At 57.9% G+C, this 23,661-nt stretch carries 21 protein-coding genes and 1 other annotated feature; of the genes, 7 read left to right on the plus strand and 14 right to left on the minus strand.

All coding sequences use genetic code 11. From position 1 onward, the window contains the following. Positions 1-38: 38 nt before the first annotated feature. The 5 genes from yciH to pgpB all read right to left on the minus strand — a co-directional run bounded on the left by yciH (position 39) and on the right by pgpB (position 3,681). Positions 39-365, minus strand: coding sequence for a stress response translation initiation inhibitor YciH (gene yciH, locus ABLX76_RS00695; protein ID WP_002901782.1), 327 nt, complete (start codon positions 363-365; stop codon positions 39-41). Next, positions 365-1,102, minus strand: a complete 738-nt coding sequence (gene pyrF / locus ABLX76_RS00700; RefSeq protein WP_348873755.1) for an orotidine-5'-phosphate decarboxylase — start codon at positions 1,100-1,102, stop codon at positions 365-367. The genes yciH and pyrF overlap by 1 nt, the downstream gene beginning before the upstream one ends. Positions 1,103-1,293: 191 nt before the next feature. Further along, positions 1,294-2,463, minus strand: coding sequence for a lipopolysaccharide assembly protein LapB (gene lapB, locus ABLX76_RS00705; protein ID WP_004203879.1), 1,170 nt, complete (start codon positions 2,461-2,463; stop codon positions 1,294-1,296). A gap of 6 nt (positions 2,464-2,469) precedes the next feature. After that, complete coding sequence (locus ABLX76_RS00710) at positions 2,470-2,778, minus strand: LapA family protein (protein WP_348873757.1); 309 nt, start codon at positions 2,776-2,778, stop codon at positions 2,470-2,472. A 135-nt stretch (positions 2,779-2,913) separates the two neighbouring features. Continuing rightward, positions 2,914-3,681: a phosphatidylglycerophosphatase B gene (gene pgpB, locus ABLX76_RS00715; protein WP_048297334.1), complete on the minus strand. Its 768-nt coding sequence runs from the start codon at positions 3,679-3,681 to the stop codon at positions 2,914-2,916. 163 nt (positions 3,682-3,844) lie between these two features. Here pgpB and ribA point away from each other — a divergent pair, with 163 nt between their 5' ends. Next, positions 3,845-4,447, plus strand: a complete 603-nt coding sequence (gene ribA, locus ABLX76_RS00720) for a GTP cyclohydrolase II (protein WP_023289336.1) — start codon at positions 3,845-3,847, stop codon at positions 4,445-4,447. 47 nt (positions 4,448-4,494) lie between these two features. Here ribA and acnA read toward each other — a convergent pair whose 3' ends face one another. The 4 genes from acnA to topA form a co-directional block, all read right to left on the minus strand. Next, complete coding sequence (gene acnA, locus ABLX76_RS00725) at positions 4,495-7,167, minus strand: aconitate hydratase AcnA (protein WP_348873759.1); 2,673 nt, start codon at positions 7,165-7,167, stop codon at positions 4,495-4,497. A 389-nt stretch (positions 7,168-7,556) separates the two neighbouring features. After that, on the minus strand, positions 7,557-7,724 hold the full coding sequence (locus ABLX76_RS00730; RefSeq protein ID WP_002901776.1) for a YmiA family putative membrane protein: 168 nt from the start codon (positions 7,722-7,724) through the stop codon (positions 7,557-7,559). Positions 7,725-7,969: 245 nt separating this feature from the next. Continuing rightward, positions 7,970-8,944 (minus strand): HTH-type transcriptional regulator CysB, encoded by a 975-nt coding sequence (gene cysB, locus ABLX76_RS00735; protein WP_004203875.1) that lies wholly within the window; start codon positions 8,942-8,944, stop codon positions 7,970-7,972. Between the two features lie 343 nt (positions 8,945-9,287). Beyond that, a complete protein-coding gene (topA, locus tag ABLX76_RS00740; protein ID WP_023289334.1) occupies positions 9,288-11,885 on the minus strand; it encodes a type I DNA topoisomerase in 2,598 nt (865 codons plus the stop codon). Between the two features lie 406 nt (positions 11,886-12,291). On the opposite strand from topA, the gene ABLX76_RS00745 reads away from it, so the two are divergent. Beyond that, positions 12,292-12,543, plus strand: coding sequence for a YciN family protein (locus ABLX76_RS00745; RefSeq protein WP_002901761.1), 252 nt, complete (start codon positions 12,292-12,294; stop codon positions 12,541-12,543). Between the two features lie 62 nt (positions 12,544-12,605). Here the strand turns inward: ABLX76_RS00745 and sohB are convergent, their stop codons facing one another. Continuing rightward, complete coding sequence (gene sohB, locus ABLX76_RS00750) at positions 12,606-13,652, minus strand: protease SohB (RefSeq protein WP_032429135.1); 1,047 nt, start codon at positions 13,650-13,652, stop codon at positions 12,606-12,608. A 256-nt stretch (positions 13,653-13,908) separates the two neighbouring features. On the opposite strand from sohB, the gene ABLX76_RS00755 reads away from it, so the two are divergent. Both ABLX76_RS00755 and cobO read left to right on the plus strand, forming a co-directional pair. Next, on the plus strand, positions 13,909-14,670 hold the full coding sequence (locus tag ABLX76_RS00755; RefSeq protein ID WP_032452539.1) for a YciK family oxidoreductase: 762 nt from the start codon (positions 13,909-13,911) through the stop codon (positions 14,668-14,670). Continuing rightward, on the plus strand, positions 14,667-15,257 hold the full coding sequence (cobO, locus tag ABLX76_RS00760) for a cob(I)yrinic acid a,c-diamide adenosyltransferase (protein ID WP_023289331.1): 591 nt from the start codon (positions 14,667-14,669) through the stop codon (positions 15,255-15,257). The genes ABLX76_RS00755 and cobO overlap by 4 nt, the downstream gene beginning before the upstream one ends. Positions 15,258-15,317: 60 nt before the next feature. On the opposite strand, the gene rluB is transcribed toward cobO, so the two are convergent. The 4 genes from rluB to rnm all read right to left on the minus strand — a co-directional run bounded on the left by rluB (position 15,318) and on the right by rnm (position 18,844). Further along, positions 15,318-16,220, minus strand: coding sequence for a 23S rRNA pseudouridine(2605) synthase RluB (gene rluB / locus ABLX76_RS00765; protein ID WP_023289330.1), 903 nt, complete (start codon positions 16,218-16,220; stop codon positions 15,318-15,320). A gap of 379 nt (positions 16,221-16,599) precedes the next feature. Further along, complete coding sequence (locus tag ABLX76_RS00770) at positions 16,600-17,262, minus strand: response regulator (RefSeq protein WP_023289329.1); 663 nt, start codon at positions 17,260-17,262, stop codon at positions 16,600-16,602. An 81-nt stretch (positions 17,263-17,343) separates the two neighbouring features. Continuing rightward, positions 17,344-17,964: an L-threonylcarbamoyladenylate synthase gene (locus ABLX76_RS00775; RefSeq protein ID WP_023289328.1), complete on the minus strand. Its 621-nt coding sequence runs from the start codon at positions 17,962-17,964 to the stop codon at positions 17,344-17,346. A gap of 16 nt (positions 17,965-17,980) precedes the next feature. Then, entirely contained in the window at positions 17,981-18,844 is an 864-nt protein-coding gene (gene rnm / locus ABLX76_RS00780; RefSeq protein WP_023289327.1) for an RNase AM, read from the minus strand. Between the two features lie 159 nt (positions 18,845-19,003). Further along, positions 19,004-19,099 (plus strand) — a sequence feature (Trp leader region). Positions 19,100-19,132: 33 nt separating this feature from the next. Here rnm and ABLX76_RS00785 point away from each other — a divergent pair. From ABLX76_RS00785 to trpCF, 3 genes are read left to right on the plus strand one after another with little or no spacing between them, the layout of a single operon-like run. After that, the gene (locus ABLX76_RS00785; RefSeq protein WP_243806549.1) at positions 19,133-20,695 is read left to right on the plus strand and encodes an anthranilate synthase component 1; all 1,563 of its coding nucleotides are present in this window, start codon (positions 19,133-19,135) and stop codon (positions 20,693-20,695) included. Further along, positions 20,695-22,290 (plus strand): bifunctional anthranilate synthase glutamate amidotransferase component TrpG/anthranilate phosphoribosyltransferase TrpD, encoded by a 1,596-nt coding sequence (gene trpD / locus ABLX76_RS00790; protein WP_023289325.1) that lies wholly within the window; start codon positions 20,695-20,697, stop codon positions 22,288-22,290. The genes ABLX76_RS00785 and trpD overlap by 1 nt, the downstream gene beginning before the upstream one ends. A 3-nt stretch (positions 22,291-22,293) precedes the next feature. Next, positions 22,294-23,652 (plus strand): bifunctional indole-3-glycerol-phosphate synthase TrpC/phosphoribosylanthranilate isomerase TrpF, encoded by a 1,359-nt coding sequence (gene trpCF, locus ABLX76_RS00795; protein ID WP_023289324.1) that lies wholly within the window; start codon positions 22,294-22,296, stop codon positions 23,650-23,652. The last annotated feature ends 9 nt before the right edge of the window (positions 23,653-23,661 follow it).

Consider the following 23,661-nt stretch of genomic DNA (forward strand, 5'->3'; position numbering starts at 1 on the left):
TTATTTCACCAGGCCATTAATTAGGGTTGAAATAACAATTAGCCGCCGGCTAACTTCACCTTCATCCCTTTCGCCTCGAGCAGCGACTTCAGTAAATCCCGTTTGTCGCCCTGGATCTCGATCACGCCATCTTTCACCGCGCCGCCGCAGCCGCATTTCTTCTTCAGCTCTGCCGCCAGCGCAGTGAGCGCCGCATCGTCGGCATCAATTCCGCTGATCAGACAGACGCCTTTGCCCTTGCGGCCGCTGGTCTGGCGCTGGATCCGCACAATGCCGTCGCCTTTCGGGCGCACCGGCGCCGGTTTCGCCTCGTCGATACGCCCGGTTTCGGTGGAGTAGACCAGACGGCTGTTGGAATCGCTCATTATGCCCCCTTGCGCAGAGAATCGTTGATCGCCCGCAGCGTCTCGGCTGGATCGGTCGACTGGGTAACCGGGCGGCCAATGACCATATAGTCCACCCCTGCCGCCTGAGCCTGCTCAGGAGTCATGATCCGCCGCTGATCGCCAGCGTCGCTGCCCTGCGGACGGATACCCGGGGTGACCAGCTTGAACGCCTGCCCCAGCTCTTGCTTAAAGCGTACCGCCTCCTGAGCTGAACACACCACCCCGTCGAGGCCGCAGCGTTGGGTCAGCGCCGCCAGCTTCGCCGCGTAGTCAGCCGGGGATAAGGTAATGCCCAGATCCTGCAGGTCGCTGGACTCCATGCTGGTGAGGACGGTGACGGCGATGAGCAGCGGCGCGTCTTGACCAAAGGGCAGCAGCGCTTCGCGTGCCGCGGTCATCATCCGCGCGCCGCCGGAGGCATGGACATTCACCATCCATACGCCAAGCTCGGCAGCGGCCGCCACCGCGCGGGCGGTAGTGTTGGGAATATCGTGAAACTTAAGGTCCAGGAACACCTCAAACCCACGCTGATGCAGATCGCGGACAAACTGCGGTCCCAGCAGGGTGAACATCTCTTTGCCCACCTTCAGGCGGCAGTCGCGCGGGTCGATGCGGTCGACAAATGCCAGCGCTTTATCGCGATTATCATAGTCGAGCGCAACCACAACGGGAGAGGAAGTGACAGCGCGGGAAGATGGGATAGCTGTTGACGTCATGACCAGACCTTAGTGTTGATGGGCGCCAGAGGGCGCAAAAAAGGTAAACGGGCAGCATTCTACCTGTGAAGCTAACAAAATAACAGGCTGCTGTTTTGCCCTGCGCGGCCGATGGCGTTGTCGGGGCTGCAGGCGGTGACGGGAAAGAAATGATAAGTATGTTGTAACTAAAGCGCCTGTTTTTTTTGACCTTACTGGCCGTCGAGGCCGCGAATAGGTTTGATGGTCGCCCAGGAGCGGCAGGACGGACAATGCCAGTAGAGAGTATGAGCGGTAAAGCCGCATTTCTGGCAACGGTAGCGCGGTTTGCTGCGCACCTGTTCGCCGACCATGTTTCGCAGCACCCCAAGGCTTTCTTTCGCCCGCCCTTCTTCCGCTTCGTTGAGATGGTAGTCCATCAGCTTATGGAAAACGCGCATGGTCGGGTGGCGCTCAAGCTGCCGGGTCACGTAGTTTTGCGCCGCTTCGACCCCTTCCCGCTGCTCAAGGATCTGCGCCAGCATCAGTTCGGCGGTCGCCCCGGCGTTCTCCTCCACACAGCGGCGCAGGAAAACTTCCCATTCATCGGCTTTGCCGAGCTGCTGGTAACAGGTTTGCAGCATCTCCAGCGTCTCACCCACCAGCTCTTTATCCTGATCGATAACCCGCTCGAGGCTCTCCACCGCTTTGGCGTAGTCGCCCTTCTCCATCCACACCCGGCCCATCATGATCGAAACCCGGGCGCTGTTGCGGTCCGCGGCGGCGCCTTTCTTCAACAGCGCCATCGCCTTATCCAGATCGTTGGCCGCCATCTGCTGCAGGGCCAGTTCGCACCAAAAGTTGGCGATTTCGCCACGATGCTTCTCTTTCCCCAGCTTCACCAGCCGTTCAGCCACCTCGATAGCCGACTGCCAGTCGCTGGTCGCCTGGTAGATCTGCAGCAGCTGCTGCAGCGCGCCGAGGCGAAAATCGGTCTCATCCACCAGCTGTTTGAACATATCTTCCGCGCGGTCATACAGCCCGGCGGCCATATAGTCGCGCCCCAGCTGTTGCACCGCCAGCAGGCGCTGGTCATAGGTGAGCGACGCGCTTTCCATCAGACTCTGGTGAATACGGATCGCGCGGTCTACCTCGCCGCGCGAGCGGAACAGGTTGCCGAGGGTCAGGTGGGCCTCAACGGTGCCGGTATCCTCTTTCAGCATATCAAGGAACAGATCGACGGCTTTATCCTGCTGGTTGCTAAGCAGAAAGTTTACCCCCGCCACGTAATCCCGTGACAGGCGGCTCGCGTCGTCCTGTTTGGACTGTTGTGCACTTCTGCGCCCCATGTACCAACCGTAGGCGGCGGCAACGGGTAAAAGCAGAAACAACAACTCCAGCATAAGAGATTATTCCTTCACCGCAGACACGCCTGCCTCGACAGCCGCCGGACTGACAGGGGCAATCTGGTGTTCAAGGCGCTTTATTTTCCGCTCCGCGCGCGCCAGCGAGACGCGCACCCGCAGCCAGAACAGGCCGCAGATCAGCCAGCCGATAGCAAAGCCCGCGGCGAACAGCACCGCCAGCAGCGTCGAAATGCGGAATTCACCCTGAGCGAGCAAATAGTTGAAAGTGACCTGTTGGTCATTCTGCGCCCCCAGCGTCACTGAAATGACGAAGATTGCTAACACCAGTAAGAAAATGAGTAAATATTTCACATGACTTCCCGTTCTGTGGGTTGCGCGTAAAAAGCCCGCTTTCAGCCCTATAAAGTATCATTTTCGCCGCAGCGGTGGAACGAAAAAGCACGGCAACTCGACAGGATATGCGGTCGGATGCCGCTAAAATCAACATTATTCCGCTTCAGGCATCCGTTTTTTAATATCCTGCGCCTCTTCCCCCGGCGGCGAAAGCGGCCCGCAAAGACGCTGCGTCAGCCAGCAGGCCACCGTGACCAGCAGCCAGGAGATCAGCGTAGCGACGATGAGATCCAGCGGCCAGTGCATACCGAGCGCCAGGCGACTCCCCATCACCGCCGTCGCCCACGCCAGCAGCACCGCGATCGTGCCCCAGCGCCGACGCGGCCACAGCAGCCCGGCAGCGAGCAGCGCCCAGCTGGCGGCGAACATCGTATGGCCTGACGGGAATGCAAACCCGGTCTCTTTCTGCCAGTGTTTGCGTAAAAACGGCGGGATGTCCTGCGCCTGCGCCAGCTGCTCATGCACCAGTTTAGCGCGTTCTTTGCGCTTTAACGCGTAGAATTGCGTCACCGGCACCTGCCTTGCGTTTTCCAGCCAGATGACAAACGGTCTCGGCTCCTGAACCCGCGCCTTGACCCAGGATTTGGTCCCCTGTCCCACCAGGATGGCGGCGGCAAGAATGAGGAACAGGATCAGCGCCGCGCGCAGGCGAAAGCGCAGGCACCAGAGAAACCAGGCGCACAGCACAACATGGGTGATCATTCCCCACGGCTGGGTCACCGTTTCCGTCACCCACCAGAGGCTTTTCAGCCATACCACCGGCAGTCCTGGCTGCCACAGCCAACCAGACAGCCAGACCGTGAGGGGCATGACCAGCAGCAGCGCCGCCGCGAGAGCGGTTCGTCGGGCAATCAACAGCATTTTCTCTCCTTCTCCTTGTAGATGAACATCATAGCGGAAAGTAGATCGTTTGTGCGCTTTCCGCGCGGCTAACCGTTCGTGATTAGGAGAACGTCCCGGCGTTGTGGCAAAATAGCGGTAAACAGAAAGCACATTCAGGTGCTGACAGAATCTGGAGAATCACATGCAGCTTAAACGTGTGGCAGAAGCCAAACTGCCAACCCCCTGGGGCGATTTCCTGATGGTGGGTTTTGAAGAACTGGCAACCGGACAGGATCATGTCGCGCTGGTATACGGCGATATTTCAGGGCAGTCGCCGGTGCTCGCCCGCGTCCATTCAGAATGTCTGACGGGCGATGCCCTGTTTAGCCTGCGCTGTGATTGCGGCTTTCAGCTGGAGGCGGCCCTGTCGCATATCGCCGAAGAAGGCCGGGGGATCCTGCTCTATCATCGTCAGGAAGGTCGCAACATTGGTTTATTGAATAAGATCCGCGCCTACGCGCTGCAGGATCAGGGTTATGACACTGTCGAAGCGAACCATCAGCTTGGCTTCGCCGCCGATGAACGCGACTTCACCCTGTGCGCCGATATGTTCAAGCTGCTCAACGTTGAGCAAGTGCGGTTGTTAACCAACAACCCGAAAAAAGTGGAAATCCTCAGCGAAGCCGGGATTAACATTGTGGAGCGCGTTCCGCTGATCGTCGGGCGCAACCCGAAAAACGCCCACTATCTGGACACCAAAGCCGCCAAGATGGGCCATTTGCTGAACAGCAAGCCGGCGGAATAATACCGCCGGCAGCGTAAGTAGAGGGCCAGCGATGCTGGCCCTTCGTTTTACAGCATATTGCGGATGACGTAGTGCAAAATGCCGTCGTTGCGGTAGTAGGTGAGTTCGGTCGCCGTGTCGATACGACACCGGCAGGCGATCACCTCCTGCGAGCCGTCAGCGCGGGTGAGGGTCACTGGCACCGTGGCGCCGGGCTGCAGCGACTGCAGGTTACTGACATCAATCCGCTCTTCGCCGGTCAACTGTAGCGTTTTACGGGTGACGCCCTGCGGGAACTCCAGCGGCAGAATACCCATCCCGATCAGGTTGGAGCGGTGGATACGTTCGAAGGACTCAGCGATCACCACCCGGATCCCCAGCAGGCGCGGCCCCTTCGCCGCCCAGTCGCGACTGGAACCTGAGCCATACTCCTTACCAGCAATCACCGCCAGCGGTATGCCCTCAGCTTTATATAGCATCGCTGCATCGTAGATCGCCACCGGTTCGCGGTCCGGCAGATGGCGGGTCATGCCCCCTTCCACCCCCGGCACCATTTCGTTGCGAATGCGGATATTGGCGAAGGTGCCGCGCATCATCACCTCATGGTTACCGCGACGGGAGCCGTAGGAGTTAAAGTCGCGCCGGGCAACCCCATGCTCCTGCAGATAGCGGCCTGCCGGACTATCGGCTTTGATGCTTCCCGCCGGCGAAATGTGGTCAGTGGTCACTGAATCGCCCAGCATGGCGAGGATCCGCGCGCCGTGAATATCCTCCACCGGCAGCGGCTCGATGCCCATCTCGTCAAAGAACGGCGACAGGCGAATATAGGTCGAATCTTCCTGCCAGTCGTAGGTATCTGACGCCTCCACCTTGATCGCCTTCCACTCCTCTGTCCCGGAAAACACTTCCGCGTACTCTTTGCGGAACATCTCCGTGGAGACCTGTTCCACCGCGCGGGCAATCTCCTCCCCGCTCGGCCAGATATCTCTCAGATAGACCGGCTCGCCGTCGCTGCCCTGCCCCAGCGGCTCGCGGGTAAGATCGATGTTCATGTTCCCGGCCAGCGCGTAAGCGACCACCAGCGGCGGCGAGGCCAGCCAGTTGGTTTTCACCAGCGGGTGGATACGCCCTTCGAAGTTACGGTTACCGGAGAGCACCGCCCCGACGGTGAGGTCGCCTTTTTTGATTGCTTCTTCAATAGTTTCCGGCAGCGGGCCGGAGTTACCGATACAGGTGGTACAGCCATACCCCACCAGATTGAAGCCGAGCTGGTCGAGGTAAGGCGTCAGGCCGGCATGGGCCAGATAATCCGACACCACTTTCGAGCCCGGGGCCAGAGAAGCTTTCACCCACGGCTGCGGCTGCAGTCCGCGTTCGACGGCTTTTTTCGCCAGCAGGCCGGCGGCCATCAGCACGCTGGGGTTGGAGGTGTTGGTACAGGACGTGATCGCCGCAATGGCCACAGCGCCATCCGGCAGTGAATAGTGATGCCCGTTCAGCGTATACGCCACCGGCTGGCGCTGACGCTGAAGGTGGTTAACCTCCAGCTCGCCGCTGGCGGCAAAGGCTTTCGGCACATCGCCGAGCGCCACGCGATCCTGCGGCCGCTTCGGCCCGGCGAGGCTTGCTTCAACGCTGCCCATATCCAGCGCCAGGGTACTGGTAAAGACCGGCTCATCGCCCGGCTGGCGCCACATGCCCTGCGCTTTGGCATAGGCTTCCACCAGCGCCACCTGTTCTTCGCTACGTCCGCTGAGGCGCATATAGCTGAGCGTCACGTCATCGATCGGGAAGAAACCGCAGGTGGCGCCATACTCTGGCGCCATATTGGCGATGGTGGCGCGGTCGGCCAGGGGCAAGGTATCCAGACCGTCACCGTAGAACTCAACAAATTTTCCGACAACGCCGTGCTGGCGCAGCATCTGGGTGACCGTCAGGACCAGGTCAGTAGCGGTAATGCCTTCGCGCAATTTGCCGCTGAGCTTAAAGCCTACCACATCGGGGATCAGCATCGACACCGGCTGGCCAAGCATGGCGGCTTCCGCTTCAATCCCGCCCACGCCCCAGCCCAGCACGCCGAGCCCGTTAATCATGGTGGTATGGGAGTCGGTACCCACCAGGGTATCCGGCCACGCCATCCACTTCCCATTCACCTCTTCGCTCCACACCGCCCGTCCGAGATATTCCAGGTTGACCTGGTGGCAAATCCCGGTGCCCGGCGGCACCACGCTGAAGCGGCTGAAGGCCTGCTGCCCCCAGCGCAGAAAAGCGTAGCGTTCGTGGTTACGTTCCATTTCCAGGCGGACGTTGTCTTCAAAGGCTTCGTCATCGCCGAAGCGGTCGACCGTCACCGAGTGGTCGATCACCAGGTCGACCGGCGACAGCGGGTTCACCTTCGCGGTATCGCCGCCCAGGCGTTTCACCGCCTCGCGCATGGCGGCCAGATCCACCACCGCCGGTACGCCGGTAAAGTCCTGCATCAGGACGCGGGCCGGACGATAAGCAATCTCCCTGTCGGCATGGGCCTGCTGCAGCCAACCGGCAAGGGCGCGAATATCTTCTTCAGTCACCGAGTCACCGTCCTGCCAGCGCAACAGGTTCTCCATCAGCACCTTCAGCGACTTGGGCAGTCGACTGAGATCGCCCAGCTGCTTCTCCGCCAGCGGCAGACTGTAGTAATGCCAGGTTTTCGCGTTAACCTGCAGCGTATCCTTACTGGCTTCTCGTAGGGTTGACGACATAGCTCCTCCTTTATCTCAGGGATGGCATACCCCGATTCTCCTCAGGGTCTCCATTAAAGATAACACATGCTGGGCATAACACTTTGATAACAACCCAAATTGCTAAATCTGATGTGACGGAGAGGGGTTAAAAGGGAATTATCTACGCGCAGAGGAAATAGCACCAAAATAGTGCAGAGAGGTCTTTTAAGCGATATTGTATTAGTACACGAGGACAAAAAAAGAGCTAATCATTACCTGCTGGCCGATTAGCTCTTGTGATTGATTTCAGGTTGGATGAATCCCGCGGCAAAATATATTCTCCCTGTATTGCCGGTCACTGATTTTATATTACAGTTTCCTTTCACTGTCATAAAAATGACATGTATCTACAACGATGACCTACAGCTTTAGCTGACAATCCAGATGTTGCAGATGGTGAGCGCGATGATGCTCCAGAACATCGCCAGCCCTACCAACACTACGCCCCATACGCGACTACGCAGAACGGGATCGATTTCGGTTTTGTCATTTTCGTATGACATCGCCAGTTTCATGTAATCGATATTACTTATCATATTGTCACCACCAATTGCTCAAATCATCAGGTACAGATAAATCTTAATTATGGATAAACGATTAATCCAGTGAATTTAGGCCTGATGGAATATATTTGACCGGTTATTTGATCGCGACGGGCATTATGAAAAACGCGTTATCAGAAATTCTTAATTTTGTGATTGGTTCGAGGTTTAAGTTGTTAAATAAGGGCCATGATAGTTAATGGCACTCCTTACACGGAATGCCATTATTTTTAACGGGGTTATTTTTCCGGAAGTTTTATATCTTTGAACATCGCTTCAATATCTTCATTCGACCGTAGCGCCACTGCGGTATCCACGACATCCCGGGTCAGATGGGGTGCAAAACGTTGAATAAAATCATACATGTAGCTTCGTAAGAAGGTGCTGCGGCGGAAGCCTATTTTAGTGGTGCTGTGGCTGAAAATACCGTTGGCATCCAGCTTCACCAGGTCCGGATCGGAGACCGGATCTACCGCCATGCTGGCAATCACCCCCACCCCCAGCCCCAGGCGAACATAGGTTTTAATGACGTCGGCATCGGTAGCGGTAAAGACAATGCGCGGCGTCAGGCCCGCACGGTTAAACGCGGTGTCCAGTTCGGAGCGGCCGGTGAAGCCAAAGGTATAGGTCACCAGCGGGTACTGCGCCAGCTCTTCTATTGATACCGAGCCCCTGGAGGCCAGAGGATGCTCCGGCGTCACCACGATCGACCGGTTCCAGTGATAGCATGGCAGCATCACCAGGTCGTCATACAGATGCAGCGCTTCGGTAGCAATGGCGAAGTCGGCGTTGCCTTTCGACACGGCTTCGGCGATCTGGGTTGGCGAACCCTGATGCATATGGAGCGACACCCGCGGATAGCGTTCAATAAAGCCCTTGATCACCCCGGGCAACGCATAGCGCGCCTGGGTATGGGTGGTCGCCACGTACAGCGACCCTTTGTCCGGCCAGGTATGCTCCCCGGCGACAGATTTGATGGCATCGACTTTCGACAACACCTCGCGGGCAATACGGATGATCTCCTGCCCGGCAGGCGTCACCTGAGTCAAATGCTTGCCGCTGCGGGCAAAGATTTGGATGCCCAGCTCATCTTCCAGCATACGCACCTGCTTACTGATGCCTGGCTGAGAGGTATAAAGCCCTTCGGCGGTGGATGAAACATTCAGGTTATGGTTAACCACCTCAACGATGTAGCGAAGCTGTTGTAGTTTCATGCTGATATCCGTTTGCGCGTAAAATGAAGCCGCTTAATACACTTTACGTTCAGGCAACTTGTCGCCGGTGAAGGCCAGGCCTCCCGGCAGTTGGCCATAGTGGCGCCGCAACGCATCCTGAAAGCGATGATGTATAAGACGTTTTAATAATAAAAAAGGCATTAACTATAACCACTATATCATTTATATCAACACTGTATAGACGGTAACGAAAAATAATATAGGTGGTTATAAGAGGGTGAAAAGCGCGGAGAGAAAGGAAAACGACACGGCAGAGGCATCCATGGCCCCTGCCGGCCGCCAGAGCAGGAAAAGCGCCCTTTTCCTGCCTGATAATGGTCAGTTACTTTTTAGCTTCCGTCCATTTACCGTCGATAAAGAAGGCAGACCAGCCGGTCGCTTTGCCCTCTTTTTCGGACGCTACGTACTGTTGCTTCGTTTTACGGCTAAAGCGCACCAGCGTCTTATTGCCTTCCGGATCCTGCTGCGGCGCATCGGCGAGATAACGCAGTTTTTCCGGCAGACGATCGCGGAAGCGGTACAGCTCTTCCACCAGCGGCGCGCGCGTTTCCCGTGATTTCGGGAAGGTGTTGGCCGCCAGGAAGACGCCCGCGGCCCCGTCACGCAGCACGAAATAGGCGTCAGACTTCTCGCACGGCAGCTCCGGCAGCGGCACCGGATCTTCCTTCGGCGGCGCCACTTCCCCATTGCGCAGGATCTTACGCGTATTCTTACACTCGTCGTTGGTACAAGCCATGTACTTCCCAAAACGCCCCATCTTCAGGTGCATCTCGGAGCCGCACTTCTCGCACTCCACTACCGGACCGTCATAGCCCTTGATGCGGAACTCGCCCTCTTCAATCTCATAGCCATCGCAGGTCGGGTTGTTACCGCAGACGTGCAGTTTACGCTTGGGATCGATAAGGTAGCTGTCCATCGCCGTACCGCACTTCTGGCAGCGGCGTTTGGCGCGCAGCGCGTTAGTTTCGGCGTCATCGCCTTCCAGCACGTTGAGGACTTCGTTTTCCGGCACCAGGTTAATGGTGGTTTTGCAGCGCTCTTTCGGCGACAGGGCATAGCCCGAACAGCCGAGGAAAACGCCGGTGCTGGCGGTACGGATACCCATTTTACGGCCGCAGGTCGGGCAGTCGATGCTGGTAAGCACCATCGGGTTCGGCTGCATGCCGCCCTCTTCCGGATCTTTCTCCGCCGTCTCCAGCTGGGTGGTAAAATCGCCGAAGAAGTGGTTCAGCACCTCTTTCCACTCGGCCTGGTGGTTAGCCACCTGATCGAGACGATCTTCCATCTGCGCGGTGAAGTCGTAGTTCATCAGATCGCGGAAGTTCTCTTCCAGTCGGTCGGTGACGATCTCGCCCATTTTCTCCGCGTAGAAACGACGGTTTTCCACTCGCACGTAACCACGATCCTGAATGGTGGAGATAATCGAGGCATAGGTCGACGGACGGCCGATGCCGCGTTTTTCCAGCTCTTTAACCAGCGAGGCTTCGCTGAAGCGCGCCGGCGGCTTGGTAAAGTGCTGCGCAGGCGTCAGCTCGACCAGGCTCAGTTGGTCGCCCTGTTTGACCAGCGGCAGGGTCCGGTCTTCATCGCCCTTGCGCAGGGCCGGCATCACTTTGGTCCAGCCGTCGAAGCGTAAGGTACGACCGCGCGCTTTCAGTTTGAAATCGCCCGCCGCCACGGTCAGCGTCGTGGAGTCGTACTGCGCCGGCGTCATCTGACAGGCGACAAACTGGCGCCAGATCAGCTGATACAGTTTCTGCGCATCCGCTTCCATATCTTTCAGCGTTTCCGCCAGCACGTTCACATCAGACGGACGAATCGCTTCGTGCGCTTCTTGTGAATTTTCTTTGCTGGCGTACTGATTCGCGCTTTCCGGCAAATATTTTTTACCAAACTTATCGCTGATATAACCGCGAACCATGTTCAGCGCGTCCTGACTCAGGTTGGTGGAGTCGGTACGCATATAGGTGATATGCCCCGCCTCATAGAGACGTTGAGCCATCATCATGGTCTTTTTCACGCCGAAGCCGAGACGGGTGCTGGCCGCCTGCTGCAGGGTGGAGGTGATGAACGGCGCGCCCGGCTTACTGCTGGTCGGCTTGTCTTCCCGCTCCAGTACGCTGTAGCTGGCTTTTTCCAGCAGCGATACCGCCGCCATCGTCTCATCACGGCTGACCGGACGGAATGGCTTATCATCCTTATGGGTCACCTGCAGCGGCAGCGCGTCGCCGCCCGGCGTGGTGGTACTGGCATCAACTTCCCAGTATTCTTCCGGGACGAACGCTTTGATTTCACGCTCACGCTCCACCACCAGGCGGACCGCGACGGACTGCACGCGCCCGGCAGAAAGACCACGGGCAATTTTTTTCCACAGCAGCGGCGAAACCATATAACCCACCACGCGGTCCATAAAGCGACGCGCCTGCTGGGCGTTAACCCGATCGATATTCAGCTCGCCCGGCTTTTCGAAAGCCTGACGAATGGCGTTTTTGGTGATCTCATTGAACACCACGCGGCTGTAACGCTGCTCATCGCCGCCGATGACTTCCCGCAGGTGCCAGGCAATGGCTTCCCCTTCGCGGTCAAGGTCGGTTGCGAGATAGATGTGGTCAGCTTTTTCCGCCAACTGTTTGAGTTCTGAAACTACCTTTTCTTTACCCGGAAGTACTTCATAATGCGCATTCCAGTCATGCCATGGGTCCACGCCCATGCGGTTAACCAGAGCACCACGTTCGTCCTTTTTAGGCTTTTTAGCCCCTTTGGTGGCGGTAGAGTCGGTGCTCTTTTTGGAAGCTGATCCACTGGTCGGCAAATCGCGGATATGACCGACGCTGGATTTCACCACGTAGTCATTACCCAGATACTTATTGATCGTTTTGGCTTTTGCCGGGGACTCAACGATAACGAGAGCTTTACCCATATTCACCTTTACCTAATTTGATTCATCCAGGAATACATCGCACATTCATACACCCTCCACTGGCGACTGCCTCATATGTTGCGGCACCGTCGGTGAATATCAACCCAGAACACCTGTTTCAACTCCGTAAAACCAGGCGCTTGAGTTTACTGACCTTTTTTCGTCAGGTGACATAGCACGAAGAATTTTTGGCCGAATGTCAAGCAAATCTGTTGCCAGATCGCCGAAAGCGTCACACTGTACCTGATAAAATTCGTTACGCAACTTTATTAGCATGCAAAAGCGAATCACGCCAGTAAACGGCTGTTTCTCCACTGGTTACGATTACCCCTGTTTTGTCCATGGAAAATTTGCCCCGCGCCGCCGCGCGGCGTAAACTACGCCCGGAGAAAAAGAGGAGTCCGTTATGCAAGGTACAACCCAACCAATCGATCGCCAGACGCTGCTCGAAAAAGCCAACAAACTTATTCGCGAACATGAGGATACGTTAGCCGGTATCGAAGCCACCGACGTCGTTCAGCGCAACAATGTCCTGGTGTTTAGCGGTGAGTTTTATCTTGATGAGCAGGGTCTGCCGACGCCAAAGAGTACAGCGGTATTTAATATGTTTAAGTACCTCGCCCATGAGCTGTCGGACAAATATCACCTTGTCGATTAAGACCGGCGTAGATTAAGACCGCTCTAAACGAGAACGCGAGGCAGAGCCTCGCGTTTTATCATCTACATCAGCGGCTTCTGTCCGCGCTGCCACCAGCGCAGCAGCAGTCGATCGGCACTCTCCGCCGCGCTACCGGTGAAGCGATCGAGCATTTTCTTACGCTGTTGATAACGCACCCCGATCACCTCGTGGCTTTCCATTAATCCCAGCAGCAGCTCATCGCTGGTTTCAACCGCATCCACCAGCCCTTTTTCCAGCGCCTGTACCCCGTACCAGTGCTCGCCAGTGGCCACCTGCTCAATATCAAGGCCCGGGCGCATCCGATGGACGAAATCCTTGAACAAATGGTGCGTCTCATTGAGATCCTCGCGGAACTTGCGCCGTCCTTCTTCAGTGTTTTCACCCAGCATAGTGAGCGTTCGTTTGTACTGTCCGGCGGTGTGCAGTTCGATATCAATATCTTTGTTCTTCAGGAAACGGTGCAGGTTTGGGATCTGCGCCACCACGCCAATAGAGCCGAGGATCGCAAACGGCGCCGAGACAATTTTGTTCGCCACGCAGGCCATCATATAGCCGCCGCTGGCCGCCACTTTATCGACCGCCACCGTCAGCGGGATCTGTTTGTCACGCAAGCGCTGCAGCTGAGAGGCAGCCAGCCCGTAGCCGTGCACCACCCCGCCGGGGCTTTCCAGACGAATAACCACCTGATCGCGCGCTTTCGCCGCGGCCAGCACCGCGGTGATCTCTTCGCGCAGGCTGGTGACCTCATGGGCATCCATACTACCTTTGAAATCCAGCACCCAGGCGCGCGGCTTGCCTTCCGGCTCCACGTTACCCAGCTTCGCCCGCGCTTTCGCCGCCTTTGCCTCTTGCTTTTGCTTTTTCTTCTGCGACTTATGCCACTGCTTCTGCTGCGGGCCATCCAGCAGGGCCACCGCCAGCGACTCCTTCATCTCTTTATAATGCTCGCTAAGATTCGTCACCCGCAGCTCGCCGCGCTGCTTCTTGCGCTGGGCCAGGTTGACGATAATAGCGGCAATCACCGCGATAGCGACGACAACGGTCGCGATCTTGGCTAAAAATAAGCCATATTGAGCAAGTAATTCCACGTTTTCACCTTGTGTAAAGCACTGACGTTGCTGCACAGTGTACATCAGCCCCTGGCGAGAAGTCTTTGTGCTTTGTGTCCTCTGCGCAGCGGATTCCGTTTTTTTTTCAGCGAGGCTGAAATCGTTGCAAGATATTAATTTTGTGAATACTTTCCGCTTCGCCGATTGCAATGGCGGGCGCTTTCAGGCATAACAGCGCAAAAGTGAGATACCAAAGATGAAGCGCGATCGAGAGCCGATCGCCAAAGGAGTCGCCGTGCATTATCAACCGCAACGCCACTTGCTGAAAGATCGCATCATTCTGGTCACCGGGGCCAGCGACGGAATTGGCCGTGAAGCGGCCCTGACCTACGCCCGCTACAGCGCCAGCGTGATTCTGCTTGGCCGCAACGACGAAAAACTGCGCGCCGTCGCCCAGGAGATTGAACGCGAGGGCGGTATTTCCCCCCGCTGGTTTACTCTCGACCTGCTAACCTGCACGCCGCAGGCATGTCAGCAGCTGGCGCAGCAGATCAGCATGCACTATCCCCGCCTTGACGGCGTGCTGCACAATGCTGGCCTGCTCGGCGACATCTGCCCGATGGATGAGCAGAAACCGGAGGTCTGGCAGCAGGTGATGCAGGTGAACGTCAATGGCACCTTTATGCTGACCCAGGCGCTTCTTCCTTTATTACTCCGTTCTGAATCAGGTTCGCTGGTCTTTACCTCATCCAGCGTCGGTCGTCAGGGTCGCGCCAACTGGGGCGCCTATGCCGTCTCCAAATTCGCTACCGAAGGGATGATGCAGGTGCTGGCCGACGAGTACCAAAGCCGCCACCTGCGCGTAAACTGCATCAACCCTGGCGGTACCCGCACCGGCATGCGCGCCAGCGCGTTCCCGACGGAAGATCCGCTGAAACTGAAAACCCCCGCTGACATTATGCCCGTCTATTTGTGGCTGATGGGCGACGACAGTCGTCGCAAGACGGGAATGACCTTCGACGCCCAACCGGGGCGTAAACCAGGAATTGCCCAATGAGTGATGAACGCTACCGCGAACGCCAGCAGCGGCTGAAAGATAAAGTTGACGCCCGGGTGGCGGCGGCCCAGGACGAACGCGGCATTGTGATGGTCTTTACCGGCAACGGCAAAGGCAAAACCACCGCCGCCTTTGGCACCGCGACCCGCGCCGTCGGCCACGGCAAAAAAGTCGGCGTGATCCAGTTTATCAAGGGGACCTGGCCTAACGGCGAGCGTAATCTGCTGGAGCCACACGGCGTCGAATTCCAGGTAATGGCGACAGGCTTTACCTGGAACACCCAGGACCGCGACAGCGACACCGCCGCCTGTCTGGCGGTCTGGGAGCATGCCCGCCGTATGCTTGCCGACGACCAGCTCGATCTGGTGCTGCTGGACGAACTGACCTACATGGTGGCCTACGATTACCTGCCGCTGGAGGCGGTGCTGAGCGCCCTACGTGAGCGTCCTGCCCACCAGTCGGTGATCATCACCGGCCGCGGCTGTCATCGCGATATTATTGAACTGGCGGATACCGTTAGCGAGCTGCGCCCGGTGAAACATGCCTTTGATGCCGGCATTAAAGCACAGATGGGGATTGACTACTGAGGGCCGGATACGGCAGAAGGAAGTCCGCGTTCCGGCGCAAAACCACCGGAACGCGCAACATTAACCGTTGGTCTTATTACGGGTACTGGAACGGCGGTTGCTGTTATTACCCTGACGCGGGTTAGCGCTGCTCTGGCTGTGACGCTTCACCGCCCGGCGGATCTGATTGGCTTTCAACCGGCGACGATCTTTTTCAACGGCGACCTTAGAGCTGGTTTCCGGAGTAAGTTCCACCAGCTCGCGCAGGTAGTTGGTCTGCGCCAGGTCCAGCTCGGTATAGCCGCCGCGCGGCAGGCCTTTCGGCAGCAAGATATCGCCATAGCGCACGCGGATCAGGCGGCTGACCTGCACGCCGACCGCTTCCCACAGGCGACGCACTTCGCGGTTACGCCCTTCGGTCAGGGTGACGTTGTACCACTGGTTAATCCCTTCACCGCCGGTGAATTTAATGGTTTTAAACGCCGCCGGACCATCTTCTAGCTGCACGCCGCGAGACAGTTGACGCAGCTTATCTTCATCCACCTGGCCGAAAACGCGAACGGCGTACTCACGCTCGACTTCACGGCTCGGGTGCATCAGACGGTTTGCCAGTTCGCCGTCGGTGGTGAACAGCAGCAGGCCGCAGGTGTTGACGTCCAGACGACCAACGGCAATCCAGCGCGCGCCGCGCAGTTTAGGCAGACGATCGAACACCGTCGGGCGCCCTTCCGGATCGTTACGGGTGCACAGTTCGCCTTCCGGCTTATAGTAAGCCAGCACGCGGCAGATCTGCTCAGCGGACTCTTTCACCGAGATCAGATGGCCATCGATACGAATTTTTAAACCGGGGACGATCTCCACACGGTCGCCGAGGGTGGCGATTTTGCCATCGACGCTGACGCGGCCAGCTTCGATTTTCGCTTCAATTTCACGGCGGGAGCCGTGGCCGGCGCGGGCCAGCACTTTTTGCAGTTTCTCGCTCATTGAGCTTCCTTAAGGTGTCGCCTTCCCAGGCGTCTGGTATGCTTTATGAAACAATGAGGCCTTTATCAACAACTCATTGTTACGTATATACTTTTTACGTAAAGTCTCGCTGGCATGCGCAAAACATTCACCGCGAGCCCGTAATCGTGGCCGAACATACTACACTAACTTCGTCGGGAAAGCTTCTGTTCGCCGCATTGCGCTGAGTATGGAACAGATTTTGCGCGGACGCTTAGATTTGCGAGCAGCCTGAACCTATAAAGACCTGGTGGGTCATTGATTATCAATCCGGGAAAGGGAATTTACAGATAACCCGCCTCCAGCCGAGGATATAGCAAGAGGTGGAATGCAGAAGTCATCCTCTGGATTTGATCGATAATTATTTTTTTAACGCCCCCATGACCAGGCGAAATAATTCCGGCGGATTATTGGTCGCGTCTAAAGCGCCATGCTGTTTTGCTTGTTCCTTATGCTGAGCAGCATTGGAGCTCGCATAGATAATGTATGGAATGTCTTTGCCCTTTCTTCTTAGCTCATCCAGGAGAGTATATCCCGCACGATCATCCCCTGGCCTCTTCATATCGGAAATAATCACATCAAACGACTGATTTTTTAGTCTTTCGAGAGCCTCGTCGGTAGATACTACATTAACAAACCTTATGCCCAGAGCTTCCATGGACTGACGTTCAAAGCGATTACCATTGGGTCTGTCATCTACCCACAAGATGACGGCATCACCCGCTCTTCGCAATACTCTCGGCGTTACAGCCTGAGTCACTACGTTGACGTCATCCAGAACGCTTTGCTCTACATTACCCTCGCCTTTAGCAATGGTACCTTTGCTGGCCAATGCAGCGGCAAGATTGGCACTAGACTCAGCCCCTTTATTGAAGGTCTCGACTTCAAAGCCGGGACCTTTAATGGAAAGGCGGCTGAGGTTTTCAAGAAACCGGTTGATTGCAGTTCCAAATCGACATAGAAAAAACAGAACAATAGCGGGCCAAATAACAACATTGATTAACGATATCAGCTCATGAAGCATAACCAGGTTCTCCCATGAGACTTTCAGGAGCCAGACAGGCTCCTGACGTTCGAGCGTTGCTTCAGCCCACTTTTCGTCAGATTACAGAAACGGCCTCACGTCGCCGACGCCTTCGCGCAGCACCACCGGAGCGTCTTCAGTGAGATCGATAACCGTGGTCGGCTGCTGTCCAAGGAAGCCGCCGTGGATAATGAGGTCCACGACTTTCTCCAGACGATCTTTGATCTCTTCCGGGTCGGATTCGGTAAAGTCGCTGCCGGGCAGCATCAGCGAGGTGGAGAGCATCGGTTCGCCTAAGGTCTCAAGCAACGCCTGAGCGATGGGATTGGACGGGACGCGCATACCAATGGTTTTACGCTTCTCCTGCAGCAGCCGGCGCGGCACCTCTTTCGTTCCTTTGAGGATAAAAGTGTAGTTGCCCGGCGTATTGTTTTTCATCAGGCGAAACGCCACGTTGTCCACAAAGGCGTAGGTTGACAGTTCGGACAGGTCGCGGCACATCAGGGTGAAGTTGTGGCCGTCCGGCAGCTGACGGATGCGGCAGATCCGCTCCATCGCGCCCTTGTCTTCAATTTTGCAGCCCAGCGCGTAGCCGGAGTCAGTGGGATAAACGATCACCCCGCCCTTACGCACAATCTCCACCGCCTGGTTAATCAACCGCGCCTGCGGGTTATCCGGATGGATATAAAAAAACTGGCTCATACTTCCCTCTCAATTTTTATTCGGCGGCCGCTTCCCAGCTGTGCCAGACGCCTTCGACGCCGGCAGGGAGCCAGAGCTTACGGCCAAGCTCGATCCACGCGCAGGGTTGATGGAAATCGGATCCCTGCGACGCCAGAAGACCAAACTGCACGGCCAGGGCGGCCAGTTGAGCGCGTTCGTGGGGCGCCTGCTGGCACTGGGCCACTTCCATGGCATCACCGCCCTGCTCGCTAAAGTGGGCCAACAGCCGCTTCAGCCACTTGGCGGAAAGATCGTAACGTCCGGGATGGGCTATCACCGCCTTGCCGCCAGAATGATGAATGACATCAATTGCTTGTTTTATTGTACACCACTGCGGCGGCACGTAACCGGTTTTCCCGCGGGCAAGGTATTTTTTGAAGACCTCCGCCATGTTCTTCGCGTGGCCGGCCTCCACCAGAAAACGGGCAAAATGGCCGCGGGTGACGGCGCCACCGTCCGCCAGCCGCAGCGCCCCTTCCCAGGCGCCGGGGATGCGCGCCTTCTCCAGACGCTCGGCAATCATCTGGCCGCGCTGCTGGCGCCGCGCTTTCTGCTCCTCCAGCAGGGCGGTCATCGCCGGGTGCGCAATATCAATATTGAGACCCACAATATGAATCTCGTGATTCTCCCAGAGGGTGGAAATCTCGACGCCGTTCACCAGGGTCAAGGGTAATCCGGCGCGGGCAATCTCTTCCCGGGCCGCCGGGATAGCCGCCACGCTGTCATGGTCGGTGATCGCCAGCGTGCCAACGCGCATCTCATGGGCGCGATGGACCAGTTCCTGCGGAGTCAGCCGCCCGTCAGAGGCGGTGGTATGGCTGTGCAGATCGTAAATCACTGCGTATTGGCTGTCGCTCAAAAGGACTCCTGCTGGACATCAACGTAAATAAGCGCATTATCATACCGACAGGCAGAGAAAATCTGCAAACAAGGGTTGACTTTATTCCATCGAACTAGTTAACTAGTACGCAAGTTCACATGAAGGGGTATCACGATGAAAATGCACTTTATCACTCTGCACAGCTGGTGGCGCACCTCCTGATAACGGGCGGCGTGATCGCGTTTTGCATTCAGCATACAGATACCCGGCCCGCCAATGAGCGGGCTTTTTATTGGACAAAAATAATACGAACAGGCGAGAACAATAATGCAAACATCCAAACCGGCACTCGAGCTTCTCACCAGCGACGCCATCTACCGGGAGAACCCGACGGCGTTATTCCACCAACTGTGCGGCGCCCGTCCGGCCACCCTGCTGCTGGAATCGGCTGACATCGACAGCAAAGATGACTTAAAAAGCCTGCTGCTGGTCGACAGCGCGCTGCGCATCACTGCCCTCGGTGACACTGTCACCATTCAGGCCCTCTCCGCCAACGGCGCCGCGCTGCTGGAGCTGCTGGACGGCGCGCTGCCCTCCGGGATCGCCAATCAGCGCCAGCCCAACGGCCGCATCCTGACCTTCCCGGCGGTCAGCTCCCTGCTCGATGAAGACGCCCGCCTCTGCTCGCTGTCAGTGTTTGACGCCTTTCGTCTCCTGCAGGAGCTGGTGACCGTCCCGGCCAACGAGCGTGAAGCGATGTTCTTCGGCGGCCTGTTCGCCTATGACCTGGTGGCCGGCTTTGAAGATCTGCCGCCGCTGCAGAGCGACACCGCCTGCCCGGACTACTGTTTCTATCTGGCGGAGACCCTGCTGGTCATCGACCATCAGACCAAGCATACCCGCATTCAGGCGAGCCTGTTTACGCCGCTGGAGAGTGAAAAACAGCGCCTGGAGCAGCGCCTGAGCCAGCTGCGCCAGCAGTTGAACGAGCCGCCGCTTCCGCTGCCGGTCACCACCGTGGCCGAAATGCGCTGCAACGTTGACCAGAGCGATGAAGAGTACGGCGCGGTGGTGCGCAAAATGCAGCGCGCGATCCGCGCCGGGGAAATCTTCCAGGTGGTCCCTTCCCGCCGCTTCTCGCTGCCCTGCCCGTCACCGCTGGCCGCCTATGATGTGCTGAAGAAGAGCAACCCCAGCCCGTATATGTTCTTTATGCAGGACAACGATTTCACCCTGTTCGGCGCCTCGCCGGAGAGCTCGCTGAAGTACGATGCCGTCAGCCGTCAGATTGAGATCTACCCCATCGCCGGCACCCGGCCGCGCGGCCGCCGCGCCGACGGTTCGCTGGATCGCGATCTCGACAGCCGTATCGAACTGGAAATGCGCACCGATCACAAAGAGCTTTCCGAGCACCTGATGCTGGTGGACCTGGCGCGCAACGATCTGGCCCGCATCTGCACCCCGGGCAGCCGCTATGTCGCCGATTTAACCAAGGTTGACCGTTACTCCTTTGTCATGCATCTGGTCTCCCGGGTGGTGGGTGAACTGCGTCAGGATCTTGATGTACTGCACGCCTACCGCGCCTGCATGAACATGGGCACTCTCAGCGGCGCGCCGAAGGTTCGCGCCATGCAGTTGATTGCCGCCGCCGAAGGTAAACGACGCGGCAGCTACGGCGGCGCGGTGGGCTATTTCACCGCCCACGGCGACCTCGACACCTGCATCGTCATCCGTTCCGCCTACGTGCAGGAGGGTATCGCTACCGTCCAGGCCGGAGCCGGCATTGTGCTCGACTCGGTTCCCCAGTCGGAAGCGGATGAGACCCGAAATAAAGCCCGCGCGGTGCTGCGCGCCATTGCCCAGGCCCATCACGCGAAGGAGATTTTCTGATGGCTGACATTCTGCTGCTCGATAATATCGATTCTTTCACCTATAACCTGGCAGACCAGCTGCGCGCCAACGGCCATAACGTGGTGATTTACCGTAACTCCGTTCCGGCGCAGGCGCTGATTGAGCGTCTGGGCACCATGGACAACCCGGTGCTGATGCTCTCCCCTGGCCCGGGTACGCCAAGCGAAGCCGGCTGCATGCCGGAATTGCTGACCCGCATGCGGGGTAAGCTGCCGATCATCGGCATCTGCCTCGGCCACCAGGCCATTGTCGAAGCCTACGGCGGCTATGTCGGCCAGGCGGGCGAGATCCTCCATGGCAAAGCCTCCAGCATTGAGCACGACGGCCAGGCGATGTTTGCCGGTCTGGCTAACCCGCTGCCGGTGGCGCGCTACCACTCGCTGGTCGGCAGCAATATTCCCGCCGGGCTGACGATTAACGCCAATTTCAACGGCATGGTGATGGCGGTGCGTCACGATGCGGACCGGGTGTGCGGCTTCCAGTTCCATCCGGAATCGATCCTCACCACCCAGGGCGCGCGACTGCTGGAGCAGACTCTGGCCTGGGCGCTGCAGAAGCTGGAGCATACCAACACCCTCCAGCCAATCCTGGAGAAACTGTACCAGGCGGAAACCCTGAGCCAGCAGGAGAGCCACCAGCTGTTCTCCGCTGTGGTGCGCGGCGAAGTGAAGCCTGAACAGCTGGCCGCCGCGCTGGTCAGCATGAAAGTGCGCGGCGAGCAGCCGCAGGAAATTGCCGGCGCCGCCACCGCGCTACTGGAAAACGCCGCGCCGTTCCCGCGCCCGGACTACCTGTTTGCCGACATCGTCGGCACCGGTGGCGACGGCAGCAACAGCATTAATATCTCCACCGCCAGCGCGTTTGTCGCCGCCGCCTGTGGATTGAAAGTGGCGAAGCACGGCAACCGCAGCGTCTCCAGTAAATCAGGCTCTTCCGACCTGCTGGCGGCCTTCGGCATTAATCTCGATATGAACGCCGATAAATCCCGCGCGGCGCTCGATGAGCTGGGCGTCTGCTTCCTGTTCGCGCCCAAGTATCACACCGGTTTCCGCCACGCGATGCCGGTCCGTCAGCAGTTGAAGACCCGTACCCTGTTTAATGTGCTGGGACCGCTGATCAACCCGGCGCATCCGCCGCTGGCGCTGATTGGCGTCTACAGCCCGGAGCTGGTGTTGCCGATTGCGGAAACCCTGCGCGTACTCGGTTATCAGCGCGCGGCCGTGGTGCACAGCGGCGGGATGGATGAAGTCTCGCTGCATGCGCCCACGGTGGTCGCCGAGCTGCATGCCGGGGAAATCAAAAGCTATCAGTTGACCGCCGACGACTTCGGCCTGACGCCTTACCATCAGGCGCAGCTGGCGGGCGGTACGCCGGAAGAAAACCGTGACATTCTGACGCGCTTGCTACAAGGTAAAGGTGAAGCCGCTCACGAAGCCGCCGTCGCCGCCAACGTCGCCATGTTGATGCGTTTACACGGGCATGAAGATCTGAAAGCTAACGCTCAGCAGGTACTGGATGTGCTGCACAGCGGCGCGGCCTATGACAGAGTGACCGCCTTAGCGGCAAGAGGGTAAAGAATGCAGACCGTTTTAGCAAAAATCGTTGCCGACAAAGCGATTTGGGTGGAAGCCCGCAAACAACAACAACCGTTAGCCAGTTTTCAGAATGAGGTCGTCCCGACGCAGCGCAATTTCTATGACGCGCTGGCCGGCACCCGCACCGCGTTTATTCTCGAGTGCAAAAAGGCCTCGCCGTCGAAGGGGTTGATTCGCGAAGATTTCGATCCGGCGGCGATCGCCAGCATCTACAAACACTACGCCTCGGCGATCTCGGTGCTGTGTGATGAGAAATATTTCCAGGGCAGCTTCGATTTTCTGCCGATCGTCAGCAAGGTCGCGCCGCAGCCGATCCTGTGTAAGGACTTCACCATCGACCCTTACCAGATCTACCTGGCGCGCTACTATCAGGCCGACGCCTGCCTGCTGATGCTCTCGGTGCTCGACGATGAACAGTATCGTCAGCTCTCCGCGGTGGCTCACAGCCTGAATATGGGCGTACTGACCGAAGTCAGCAATGAAGAGGAGCTGGAGCGCGCCATCGCTCTGAAGGCGAAGGTGGTAGGCATTAACAACCGCGACCTGCGCGATATGTCGATTGACCTTAACCGCACCCGTCAGCTGGCGGCGCGTCTCGGCCCGGATGTCACGGTGATCAGCGAATCCGGCATCCATACCTATGCCGAAGTGCGTGAGCTGAGCCACTTCGCCAACGGCTTCCTGATCGGCTCCGCCCTGATGGAGCAGGCGGATCTGGAAGCGGCGGTCAAACGCGTGCTGCTCGGCGAGAACAAAGTGTGCGGCCTGACGCGCCCACAGGATGCCCAGGTGGCCTGGGAGTCCGGCGCCATCTACGGTGGCCTGATCTTCGTCCCGACCTCGCCGCGGGCGGTAAATGATGCCCAGGCCAAAGCGGTGATCGCCGCCGCGCCGCTGCAGTACGTCGGCGTCTTCCGCAATGCGCCGCTGGACGAGGTGGTCGCCCGCGCCCAGGCCCTGGGGCTGGCCGCCGTGCAGCTGCACGGTGATGAAGACCAGGCTTATATCGACGCGCTGCGCGACGCCCTCGCGGATAACGTCCGCATCTGGAAGGCGTTGAGCGTTGGCGAAACTTTGCCGGCCCGTACACTCCGCCATGTCGATAAGTATCTGCTCGACAACGGCCAGGGCGGCAGCGGCCAGCGTTTTGACTGGAGCCTGCTGCAGGGCCAGGATCTGCGCAACGTTATGCTGGCCGGCGGCCTCGGCGCCGATAACTGTGTGGAAGCGGCCAAAAGCGGCTGTGCCGGACTCGATTTCAATTCAGGCGTAGAGTCGCAACCCGGGATTAAAGACGCCAGCAAGCTGGCCTCCGTTTTCCAGACGCTGCGCGCATATTAAGGAGCAATA

This window comes from Klebsiella sp. JB_Kp004, from assembly GCF_040065795.1.
In the GTDB taxonomy this organism is placed as follows: domain Bacteria; phylum Pseudomonadota; class Gammaproteobacteria; order Enterobacterales; family Enterobacteriaceae; genus Klebsiella; species Klebsiella quasipneumoniae.